Origin of the sequence: Leptolyngbya sp. CCNP1308 (assembly GCF_034932455.1) — a bacterium.
GTDB lineage: Bacteria > Cyanobacteriota > Cyanobacteriia > Phormidesmidales > Phormidesmidaceae > Nodosilinea.
In genome coordinates, this window is record NZ_JAYGIH010000041.1 from 1 (window position 1) to 11,441 (window position 11,441).

Genomic DNA, 11,441 nt, shown 5'->3' on the forward strand with positions numbered 1-11,441 from the left:
AGAAACGCTGGGTGGTCGAACGTACCTTCGGCTGGTTGATGGGATGCCGACGCTTGGTGCGAGACTACGAACGGCTACCAGAAACGTCAGAAACCCTCATCTACCTCGCCATGATCCGTATCATGGTTAGGCGATTGGCATGATTTTTGACCCCGTCCGACTTTTCAAACATCCTCTAACGGTGCTGGCGGCACCCAAGAGTGCCGCCAGCCTGGCCCTAATGGTGTTTGAACTAGTTTGGGGCTGGTTCTGGCGACTGGGCCTGAGCCTGCTGGCAACTATTGCCATAGTCACCATGCTGGATGGTTGGGAGTGAGTCTGTCTCTCAAGCAAGCGTATGGTAGCGTTGCTATCAGCTGTTGCCCATCTGCATCTATGACTGCCCATACTGCTTTGTCCTTAGTCACCAAGCCCTTCTACCGGAAAGGTGTACTGCTCACAACCCTGCTGGCAACGGCAGGGTTTTCGCCTTCGGCCCTGGCCCAGATTATCCCCGATGCCACCCTGGGCAATGAGCCTTCAACGGTGATGCCGGGAGGACTGGCACGGGGCGATGTGGCTGAGCTGATCGGGGGCGGCGCGATCCGGGGCGGCAATCTGTTCCACAGTTTTTTAGAGTTCAATGTAGGCCTTGGGCAGCAGGTTTACTTCGCTAACCCGGCGGGAATTGAGTCGATTTTGAGCCGCATTACCGGGGGCAACCCGTCGAATATTTTTGGCACGCTGGGGGTAAACGGGGCGGCGGATTTGTTTTTAATCAACCCCAATGGGATTATCTTTGGCGAGAATGCAGCCCTCGATATTGAGGGCTCTTTTTATGCTTCCACAGCAGAGGCGATTCCGCTGGGCGATGGGGTATATAGCGCGACGGCACCGGAACAGAGCAGTTTGCTGACGGTGAACCCTAGTGCCCTATTTAGCACCTACCTGAGCGATGCCTCTGGCGATATCGAGAACCGAGGACAGCTCGCAGCCCAGGGAAATATGATCCTAGCGGCGAACAATTTAGATTTGCAGGGACAGGTGGCGGCGGGGGGTGAACTGACGCTGCTGGGGAATACGGTGCAGATTCGCGATGCGGTAGACACGCCGTTTGTGGGGTTTGCCGGGGGCGACCTGCTGGTGCAGGGCAATGAGCAGATAGATATAGTGGCGTTGAACCATGCTGATAGTGGGTTGTATAGCTATGGGGATATGGTGCTGCGATCAGCAAATCCGATGGGCGGCGATGCCCACTACTGGAGCGGAGGCCATTTTCAGGTGGAAACCATGGACGGCAAAGCAGGCAACCTGTCTAGCCCCATCGACCCGATTATTCGTGCTTTTGGTAGTGTGACCATAGGAGCTTACGAAGGATCATCACTGCACATTTTGGCAGGGGGCTCGGTAAATATTGGGACGGCTTTGATTAACGCTCCTGATTCTGGAGTCATCGGCGTAGATTTTGTGCAAGAGACCATTGAATTACCCGATGGCACAATAGTTGAAGTGGATGGCGGGGCTCAACCAACCCTAGATGTGCGGGCTGGGGTAACGCAAGAAGCACTGGGAATGCCGCCATTAGTTTTACTAAGCGGGTTCAATAACAATACAGTGGATGAGTTCTTTGGGAATGCTTTTGTCACCGATGCCCTTTCGAGTGCCAATATTACTGTTGGTGATGTAGTTATCAATGCGAACAATGGCCTAGTGCTGTTGACTAATCAATATGAGCCAAATTCAGAGCTACCAGGCAGCATTTTGATTACTGGGGAAGGTGTTTTTAATAGGGGAATCGATGTGCGAGGACTCGCTGAATTTGGAGGCCAGGGCGGTGCAGTATACTTAGATTCTCGTAACAATGTTATTGTAAGCAATAGTTCTATTGATACTTCTGGTGCAGGAGAAGTTGGAGATATAGTAATTAACGCGGAAGACACAGCCCGTTTTGAAGGATTTGATCGCAGAACTGAAGTCAGGACGGACTTGGAAGTTAGCTCAGAAGGAAACGGTGGCAACATAAATATCACTGCTAAGAATCTTGAGATCATTGGCGGAGCACAGATATCAGCTAGTACTGAGGGTACGGGAAATGCAGGAACGGTTGTGATTCGAGCTCGCAATCAAATTTTAGTTGATGGCATCAGTTCTGATGAGCAATTTTCAAGCGCAATCTTCAGTCTTGTAAGTCCTAGAGGGTCAGGAAATGGCGGAAGTATAGATATTTCGGCTCCTGTTCTTGATGTCATCAGAGGAGGACAAATATCAGCTAGTACCTTAGGTGTAGGTAATGCAGGTAGTATAACCATTCAAGCCCGGGACGTTCTATTTGACAGTAGTGATACAAATGGTCTCCTTGGAAGTGCAGCCTTCAGTATTGTCAACCTAGGGGCGATAGGCATGGGAGGCACTGTAAAAATTACTACCGATACTTTGACAGTCACAAATGGAGCACAGCTTTCGGCTAGCACCTTGGGCATTGGTGATGCAGGTGATGTACTGATAAATGCTGACGACCACGTCCTATTTGACAACATGGGTGGAGCTCTCAGTATTGTAGGTAGGAGTGCAATAGGGTCTGGCGGAAACGTAAACATTACAACTAATTCTTTAAGGATCACTGGTGGGGCACAAATACAAGCACAGACTCTTGGTAGTGGTAATGCAGGCAGTGTATCAATTGATGCTAAAGCTGGAGTTGTTTTGGATGGTAGAAGTGCCGGCGGTGAGTTTGGAAGTGGAATATTTAGCCTTGTGGATGAAGATGTCAAAGGTCAAGGTGGGGACATCGTAATCTCTGCTAGCTCATTTTCGGTAACCAACGGCGCTTTTTTAGAAGCAGATACTTTCGGCAATGGGGATGCAGGAAGTATTTTGATTAGAACTGACGATTACGTTATCTTTGATGGGACTAGTGCTGATGGTCAGTTTAGCAGTAGAGCATCTAGTGAAGTAGCTGCTGGAGCCACAGGTACAGGTGGGAATATTGAGATTTTTACTGAAACATTAGAAGTAACTAATGGAGCACAGTTACTATCCAGCAGTAGAGGAAATGGAGATGCAGGTAATGTGCTTCTTAAAATTGTTGGGCGCACATTGATAGACAATGGGACAATTGCTACAATTGCTTTTGATGCTTCTGGCGGTGATATTGGTATAAAGTCAGGAAATCTTGTCCTCAGAAATGATGGAGATATCCGAGCTGATGTCCTGTTTGGTGAAGGCACAGGCGGCAATATCAATATCAATGCGGACTTTGTTATTGCTCTTAATGACAGCGATATCCTGGCGTTTTCTGCTGATGGTCGAGGTGGCAATATTGATCTCAGCCAGACGACATTCTTTGGTCAAAACCTCAATATTTCCTCTGGCACCCTGAGCCGCGAAGACTTACTAGACCTCGACGGCAACAACCAGGTCGATGTCAACGCTACTGGCGGTGTGGTATCTGGTCAAATTTTCATCAACGACTCCAGCTTTGTTGAAAACAGTCTAACGAACCTAGAGGACACCATCGTCGATACTGCCGCCCTCACTGCCGGTAGCTGCATTGCCCGCACCGACGACAGTCTTGGTTCCTTTGCGCTCACCGGCAGCGGTGGCCTACCCCAGCGCCCCGGCGACAGTAGCATTTCTACTTACCCTACCGGCACCGTACAAACCATCGTTCCCTCTACTACTACTCAAACCCTGCAAGAACCCGATGGTATTTACCAACTCCCCGATGGTCGACTAGTGCTCAGCCGCACCTGTGATTAATTATGAGATCCCACAGTTCTGGCGATAGATGATGATGAGGAACCAGGTTTTTCCAAAACCCAGTTCCTAAACCAACGCTGTAGGAATCTGCTCAGAAGCATTAATCCTGCTCAGCGATGTAGGTCAACCGATCGCTCAACAGCGAAAACTCATCATTGGGATTCGCAGCCTCAAGCTCAGCCAGATCGGCTATCAACCCACGGCGGTAGTCAGCAGCCGCAGACCCGGGGGCTTGGGAGAGAACTGCGATCGCATCGTACCAAAGCCCTGCCGCCCCATACTGCTCAGCCAGTTCCACAGGGGTCGCCGATACAGTAGCTACCGGATCAGCAGGGGGAGCCACCACCACCAGGTCAGCTTCATCGATGCGGTTTCTAGACGGCTGACTTGGGGAGCACTGTAGAATAACTTTCCACCGATAAGTCTCGCCAACCATCAGGGCAGACTGATCGTCAGGCAGAGTAAAGGTCATATAGCCCGGCTGACTTGGGCCGATGTTGTAGATACCTAAGCGCTCAACCCCATCGTCAGCAGGGTCGCTCGACCTGTAGCGGTAGAGCTGAATCTGCACCGGGTAAGGGGTTTCGTCGGCAACAAACCAGGTTAGCGTGGGCCGGGTAGATGTCGTTTGGCCGATATGGGTTCGGGGTGCCAGGGCCGTGATGTCAATTGCTGCTGTGTCTTCACAAATGCCCCCTCTTGTACCCCCCCCTGTAGTTCTACGAGGTTCCCTAGGCGCTTCAGGGGGCCGGTAGTGTGTACCAGCGCCAATTTTTGGGTCGTCACCAGAATCGGATGGTCCAGGAGATTCGTACGCTGGATTAGTTGTCCCTTGGGAAAGTTGTAGAAAATTGTCCTCGCTGGGGTGATGGGTAAAATCACTGCCCCAGGCTGGATGATTTGACATCAGCACCAGGCTAATTAGACTACCCGTGGTCAATTTTGTGAGTACAAAGACTAGTTTATGCATCCCTGAAAACTGGCTCATAGTCCATCGTTTAGCTCGTAGGAGCTAGTTTAGGTCGCTTATTAGGCTAGATCTAAGATCTGTTGATAAAATTATGCTTTCGACTTAGAGTCTGGTTCCCTATGCATTGATTTGATCCACTTGATCCACAAAAAGCGCAGAAGCTGCATGCCCCAGTACAGCAGCGTTGCGGCTAGCAGCACTGTACTCAGCCAGTGCAGCCAGGGCCAGTGCAGCCCCACTCTGGTCGCTAGCAGCAGCAGCGCATCATCAGCAAAGCTCAGGGCAACAGGGAGCCCCTTTTGAACAATGGTTTGTAGAAGACCCATGAGTTGGTGTTGCATGGCGTTTGCAAGCTCTTCGTAAAGACACCCTTAGCTTAGGAAAGGGCATGTTTAAAAACAGCAGACCTTTACGACTGCCAGTCTGCCAGTATTTACCAGAGGCCTTGCTGGTTTCGGCAAGATAAAAAAGCTCGTGGACTAGAGCGTAGTTTTGGTGACTGCTATGGGCGACAAATGGGTATGGCAAAGGTGCCGAGAGGATAGGGCGACAGGTGTTGCTAAGTTGCTAACGTCTCTGCCAAGCAGTACTAGTACTTCAAAATGCAAAATTAAAAGTGGAAAATCTGGCGTTGCTGAATAAGGGTATGAATCTGCAAAAAATTGGACGAGGTTCCAATACCCACAGAGATCGGTTCATACCCTTATTCAGCAACGCCGTGAAAAATCCTTATGGTACAGGTATTTCAAGCATTCTAAACAGTAGGATCATTTCTGCCGCAGCGTACTAGCTCCGCCAAAACCACCGCCGTTGGGGATGGATAGGCCAGCGCAGTTCACAGCAAGTTCCCTCGGCGGTAAATCGGCGCTGAAAGCTGCCCCCCAAACGCTGGGCAATCTGCTGGGCCTGGCGGGTACCTCGTCTGCTCGCACTTTGCTTTGTCTGGCTATCAGTCAACCTTTGGCCATTATCTTTGACTTGAATTAAGTTTTCGGTTCCGGTGGTCTGGCAGGTGACGGTCAAACAAGTGGCGTTAACGGCGTGTTTACCCACATTGCATAGAGCCTCTTCTAGAAAACGATAGAGGGCATGGTGATCATCTGAGGATAGACCGTCGACATTGAGGGGCTCAAAGCTGACGATCTTGGGGCCAATAGATTTAAACCCAGGGAAATCACGCTGGAGCGTATTGAGATAAATTTCATAGAGCTTTTCGTGCAGGAGAGCCTCTAAGCCGACCGCCGGCTGGAGTAGTGCGTGCTCTCCTATAGTTGAGGTTTGGGCCTGTTTAAGCAGCTCTTCGTAGATATCGCGCAGTTCTTGATCCATCTCGGTGAGCTTGGGAAGAGCCTCTAGCCAGCTCAAATTTTCACCAGAGTCGCGCAGAAGAAGCGCTAGGGTTTGGAGAGGGCCATTGTGAATAGCATTATAGGTTTGCTCGATCACCCGCTGCCGTTCTTCGATGCGCGATCGCAGCACCTGGTCGTACAAATAAAATCCCGATATCACCAACCCGTTCACTGTAAGCGCCACTAAAGTGGGCACCAGCGGAATCCACCACCCGCCCAACACTAAAAGTCCATAGCTAATCCCAAAAATTCCCAATCCAGTCAGGCCCATCACCAACAAATACCAGGAGGGCGATCGCACCCAGCGAATTAGCACCATCCCCAACCCGCCCCAGAGCCCAATCCATAGGTACTCTACACCATCAGGCCAGGTTCGCAGCGGCGGGCGACCTTCCAGAACTGTATTGACTAATTGGCTAGTGGCATGGGCCTGAATTTCGACTCCGTAAACCAGGCCAGGATTTTCTGATACTACCGACGCCGAATTGACTAAATCTTTAATTCCTTCAGAGGTCACCCCAATCAGCACAATGGCGTCTTCAACCCAAGTGGGGTCTACGGTGCCGTCTAAGACTTCACCCATCGACACCTGCCGAAAGGGTGTTGGTCCACTGCGCACATTGAGCAAAATTTGGTGATTACCCACACCGGTATCATTGACATAGCTTCCGGTGTTTGGATTAATCGGTGTAAACTCGGTCTCTCCAAAGCGCATCGCCCAGCGATCGCGTAGGCCGTTTTCCAGCGTCAACCCTTCCGTTACCAAATAAGTTTCGGCCAGCCGAATTGCAAGAGAAAAGTGAAAATTCTCTGACGAGCCTTGGGCTCCTAAAAGCAATCGGCGCACAAAGCCATCGTCATCTAGAGGCAGATCTACAAAGCCAACGCGCTCGGCAGGCAAAGCGTCTGGAGGAGATATCGGTGGGTCATTAAAGATCTTCTCGATGCCAATGACATAGGGCAACGTTTTCAGCACATCTACCAAGTCCAGATGGCCTTGGCCGACCGCTACATCTCGATAAATGTCGATGCCAACGGCCCTAGGATGGAAGGCATCTAAGGTAAAAAGCAAATCGGCCAGTACTTCATCCGGTACAGGGTAGGTGCCCAAGCGCTGAATGTCGGCCTCAGTGACTCCGACGATGAGTATGCGTTCGTCGGTTGCTTCAGCCGGTCGCCACCGCAGCAGCGTATCCAGCATTTTTAGCTCTACCCCCTGAAATAGCCCCAGAAAACGCGCTGCCAGAATCACGCCCAGCACCACCATACCCGGTAACATTTGCCGCCACTGCATGCCCCTAGCAGGCCGATCCAGTCGCCAGTTTTGCTGAATTTTGCTGAAGCTTTTCATGGGTGGGGTGAGTCGCTATCAATACCGGGGAAACAGAGTTTTTGTAAACCACTTTAGATTAAGTAGGGCCGCCTCGACGCTAAACAGGCTTTTACGACAGACCCAGGGCTGGTTTAGGTAAGCGGAGTTACAGGTTTGGATAAGAACACTGCCAAGAATCTGAAGCTGGCGCAAATAAAACCAGTTTCAGACCGAGAAGCGTGATAAATTCTGCCCATCATCATCCCAACTATAGAATTCTATGCTGCTACCCTGTCGCCCCTGGTTACTAGCTGGGTCAATCGTTCCATGGCTATCCCTAGTTGCCACGCTGCCTGCCCTAGCTCAGATTACACCCGACGCTACGTTGGGGCCCGAAGCCTCTGTGGTTGCCCCTGGGGTGCAGGTGCGTGGCGATTTTGCTGACCTAATCGAAGGCGGCGCGATTCGGGGCAGCAATCTGTTCCACAGTTTTTTGGAGTTCAATGTAGACCCTGGGCAACGAGTTTACTTTGCCAACCCAGCAGGGATTGAGTCGATTTTTAGCCGCGTTACAGGGAGCGACCTGTCCAATATCTTAGGTGTACTTGGGATAGATGGAGCTGCAAATCTGTTTCTGATCAATCCTAACGGCTTAATTTTTGGCGAAAACGCCAGCTTAGATCTACGAGGCTCGTTTGTAGGAACAACTGCGGGAGCGGTTCAATTCGGAGATCAGGGTTTATTTAGTACAACCAGTCCGGAAGCTCCATCCCAGTTACTAAGCATTGACCCTTCGGCCTTCTTATTTAATCAACTTGGCATCGGGTCTATTGAGAATCGCTCAAGGGCGGCTGCGGGGCGTGACCCTTCTAATACCTTTGATGCATTTGGGCTCAGGGTTCCAGAAGGAAATAGCTTGATTTTACTAGGAGGTGATATCAACTTATTGGGGGGAGGACTCGTTGCTTTTGGGGGGCGAGTAGAGTTGGGCAGCTTAACGGCAGCAGGTACAGTAGGCTTGACTTTAGATACAGATACACCAAGCCTAGTTTTCCCAGAAAATATTGCAAGAGCCAATGTATCACTTGCAGGTGATTCTGGAATTATTGTGGCAGGTAATGGTGGTGGTGATGTCACTATCTATGCTCAAGATATCAATATTATTGAGGGCAGTTCCATTGAAGCTGGAATCTTACCAGGCTTCGGTTCAATTGATACATTAGCTGGCGATATTGTCCTGAATGCAACAAGAAATATAGTGACTTCTAATGCTGGCAGTAGTTTATATAATTATGTTTCATCAAATAGTTTGGGAAATAGCGGAAATATCATTATTGATGCTAGCGAAATCAGAATTCAGGACGGATCTGAAATAGCAACATATGTGGCTCCGGGTGCCAGAGGTAATTCTGGCAATATACAGGTTCAAACTATCGGACTTGCTGAAGTTATAGGCAATTCGCCATCTGGTTCACCTTCATTCTTAGGAACCGTAATTCTTTTAAATGCGGGAGGCACTGCAGGAAACTTAATGATCAAAGCCAGTCAAATTAGAATACAGGATGGTGGAGTTATAGCATCACAAAGCAGAGGATTTGGAGATACTGGATATGTGGACGTAAATGCAAGCGACTTTGTGGAAGTTACTGGTTCAAGAGGACTAAATTCGAATTTAGGCACAAATATTTTTAGAGGTGCAGAGGGAAATGCAGGAAACTTAAACATCCAGACAGAACGAGTCAGAATAGACAGTAGCCAGATTTCAACTTCTATTCAGGGTCGGGGCAGTGCAGGAGACTTAGTGATTAGTGCTTCGGAAAGTGTAACAGTGCGGGGAGAAATATTTGATCAAAATGGGGTGGCCATGTCCCCCGCCGGTATATTCTCTCAAGTTGATGTAGATGCTCAAGGTCAAGGTGGAAATTTGACAATTGAAACAAGAAACTTAAGCATTAGTGACGGTGGCAAGGTTCAAGTAGGTACCTTTGGAATTGGGAGTGCAGGTAATTTAGTGATTCGAGCATCCCAAATTGATGTCTTCGATGATGCTCGATTACGATCTAGGTTTAGAACAGGTATATTCGGCGGGGTTTTGCAAGATCCAAACTCTACAATTTTCCCAATAGGTAATGGAGGCAGTATTACTATTTATGCTAATCGTCTAAGCATTAGAGATGGTGCAAGAGTGACAGCAGATGTGTCAGGAATTGGAATTGGAGGCGATATATTTATACAGGCAAATGATCTCTTGGAAATCGTTGGTTCTAGTCGCAGATTCACTCCCAGTAATCTTGGCTCTACAGTTAACCCACCAGCGATCAACACTCCTGTAAGTCCAGAAGAAATAATAGGTCGTGGAGGAAACTTAACTATACAGGCAGGGCGATTAAGTATTAGAGAAGGTGGCACTGCCTCAGTTGCAACATTTGGTAATGGAGATGCTGGCAATATAATAATTCAGAATACTCAGTCAGTAGAAATCATTGGTCAGACACCTAACAATACTCCTAGCTCTATGCAGGCTAGAGTGGGTGAAAATGGTACTGGCAGTGGGGGAAACATCATCGTAGATGCTAGGCAGCTTACCTTGATTGATGGTGCCGAAATTACCTCTCGTAGTGAAGGAACAGGTAATGCGGGAAACATTACGTTCAACATAGTGCCTGGCACTATAAGGATTACAGATAGTGTGATCCAGGCTTCAGCCACTCAAGCATCTGGTGGTGCAATCACTATAAACGCTGACAATATCCAGCTGTTTGGAGATGCAGATATTCGTACTGAAGTGACTAACGGTAGTGGCGGCGGTGGTAGCATTACCATCGCCGCCAATTTCCTCATTGCCTTAGACGACAGCGATATTCTTGCCTTTTCTGCCGATGGACAGGGCGGCAACATTGACCTCAGCCGCACCACGTTCTTTGGTCAAAATGCCAATGTTGCTTCTGGCCGTTTAAGTCGGGAAGAACTGCTTGCATTAGATGGCAATAACCGCGTCGACATTAATGCCACAGGCGGGGTCGAATCTGGTCAAATTTCCATTGGCGATGCTAGCTTCATCGAAAACAGCCTCACCAGCCTCGAAGACACTATTATCGACACTACTTCCCTCACCGCTGGCAGCTGCATTGCTCGCACCGACGAAAGCCTGGGTTCCTTCACTGCCACCGGCAGCGGTGGCCTACCCCAGCGTCCCGGCGACAACAACATTTCCGTATACCCCACTGGCACTGTGCGCACCGCAGCCGAACCCACCGCAGCACTACAAGAACCGGATGGGGTTTACCGACTTCCCGATGGGCGATTGGTGCTTAGCCGCTCCTGTGACTAACCCTGTCATCACCTTCATTTTCAGGCGGAACGCAACTCCTGTCTGATCAAAGCCGCTGTTGCATGGTGAGTTTTGACCAGGTCGTCATAGCCGCAGTGCCGACACATGTCGGCCAACCAGCCATAGATCTGCGCCTGAAATAGGCGACTCTTGACAGAGTTATGACTTCGGCATGCACTCAGGGCCGCCTGGTAGCAGGCATGGGCAAACCAGTACTGCTGTTGCTTGGCATATAGCTGCCCTAAGTAGCCTAAAGCAATGCCCTCAGCCAGAATATTTTTGTCTGTTTCTTGCCAGAGATGAAGCCCCTGGTTTAGACAATCCATTGCCTGGGAATAAGCACCCTGCTGAAAGTGGCGAATACCCTGTAAACACAAGGCACTCGCATAGCGATTTTGGTCGTTTACAGTCACTGTAGTATCTCCTTCAAAGATAACCGCAGGCTGCTGTGTAGACACTTGAGGACTCCGCTTCATGACTGGGTAGAACTGCATGGCAAAATGCTGACTTCTCAAAATAATGAGGCCATTCTATGGAAGGCTTGCTATGCAAACTTTTCAGCCCTACGTCAAGTTGGTTTCATAAAAGGGCTCATTGGGAGGCAGAAAGGTGCATCGACGTCCCGATGTTCGCCCAGTGCTGATCAAAGTGAGGCAATTCATAGTTTTATGCCCCCCATCCTCCTGATCTCATCCATCTTCCCTAACGCCATCCCCCATCCACTCTCCAGATTTTCGGCCA

At 49.6% G+C, this 11,441-nt stretch carries 8 protein-coding genes; 4 read left to right on the forward strand and 4 right to left on the reverse strand.

Annotated features, from left to right (window positions below; translation table 11 throughout):
* The 3 genes from VB780_RS12415 to VB780_RS12425 form a co-directional block, all read left to right on the forward strand.
* Window positions 1–143 (forward strand): transposase (locus VB780_RS12415; protein ID WP_323351519.1); only part of this gene is annotated, 143 nt, incomplete at its 5' end.
* Entirely contained in the window at window positions 140–316 is a 177-nt protein-coding gene (locus tag VB780_RS12420; protein WP_323351470.1) for a hypothetical protein, read from the forward strand. The genes VB780_RS12415 and VB780_RS12420, both read left to right, overlap by 4 nt.
* Before the next feature lie 59 nt (window positions 317–375).
* Window positions 376–3,738, forward strand: coding sequence for a filamentous hemagglutinin N-terminal domain-containing protein (locus tag VB780_RS12425; protein ID WP_323351471.1), 3,363 nt, complete (start codon window positions 376–378; stop codon window positions 3,736–3,738).
* 100 nt (window positions 3,739–3,838) lie between these two features.
* Here the strand turns inward: VB780_RS12425 and VB780_RS12430 are convergent, their stop codons facing one another.
* From VB780_RS12430 to VB780_RS12440, 3 genes are all read right to left on the reverse strand, one after another.
* Window positions 3,839–4,726: a DUF928 domain-containing protein gene (locus VB780_RS12430; RefSeq protein WP_323351472.1), complete on the reverse strand. Its 888-nt coding sequence runs from the start codon at window positions 4,724–4,726 to the stop codon at window positions 3,839–3,841.
* A 71-nt stretch (window positions 4,727–4,797) separates the two neighbouring features.
* Window positions 4,798–5,049, reverse strand: a complete 252-nt coding sequence (locus VB780_RS12435) for a hypothetical protein (protein ID WP_323351473.1) — start codon at window positions 5,047–5,049, stop codon at window positions 4,798–4,800.
* Between the two features lie 445 nt (window positions 5,050–5,494).
* Window positions 5,495–7,408: a CHASE2 domain-containing protein gene (locus tag VB780_RS12440; RefSeq protein ID WP_323351474.1), complete on the reverse strand. Its 1,914-nt coding sequence runs from the start codon at window positions 7,406–7,408 to the stop codon at window positions 5,495–5,497.
* Between the two features lie 241 nt (window positions 7,409–7,649).
* On the opposite strand from VB780_RS12440, the gene VB780_RS12445 reads away from it, so the two are divergent.
* Window positions 7,650–10,700, forward strand: a complete 3,051-nt coding sequence (locus tag VB780_RS12445; protein ID WP_323351475.1) for a filamentous hemagglutinin N-terminal domain-containing protein — start codon at window positions 7,650–7,652, stop codon at window positions 10,698–10,700.
* A gap of 20 nt (window positions 10,701–10,720) precedes the next feature.
* On the opposite strand, the gene VB780_RS12450 is transcribed toward VB780_RS12445, so the two are convergent.
* Window positions 10,721–11,194, reverse strand: coding sequence for a hypothetical protein (locus VB780_RS12450; RefSeq protein ID WP_323351476.1), 474 nt, complete (start codon window positions 11,192–11,194; stop codon window positions 10,721–10,723).
* Window positions 11,195–11,441: the final 247 nt, after the last annotated feature.

Bases quoted from the DNA above. Each gene is read 5' to 3' on its own strand.
- VB780_RS12440 (WP_323351474.1), bottom strand. From the start codon at position 7,408: ATGAAAAGCTTCAGCAAAATTCAGCAAAACTGGCGACTGGATCGGCCT.
- VB780_RS12430 (WP_323351472.1), bottom strand. From the start codon at position 4,726: ATGAGCCAGTTTTCAGGGATGCATAAACTAGTCTTTGTACTCACAAAA.
- VB780_RS12425 (WP_323351471.1), top strand. From the start codon at position 376: ATGACTGCCCATACTGCTTTGTCCTTAGTCACCAAGCCCTTCTACCGG.
- VB780_RS12420 (WP_323351470.1), top strand. From the start codon at position 140: ATGATTTTTGACCCCGTCCGACTTTTCAAACATCCTCTAACGGTGCTG.
- VB780_RS12445 (WP_323351475.1), top strand. From the start codon at position 7,650: ATGCTGCTACCCTGTCGCCCCTGGTTACTAGCTGGGTCAATCGTTCCA.
- VB780_RS12450 (WP_323351476.1), bottom strand. From the start codon at position 11,194: ATGCAGTTCTACCCAGTCATGAAGCGGAGTCCTCAAGTGTCTACACAG.
- VB780_RS12435 (WP_323351473.1), bottom strand. From the start codon at position 5,049: ATGCAACACCAACTCATGGGTCTTCTACAAACCATTGTTCAAAAGGGG.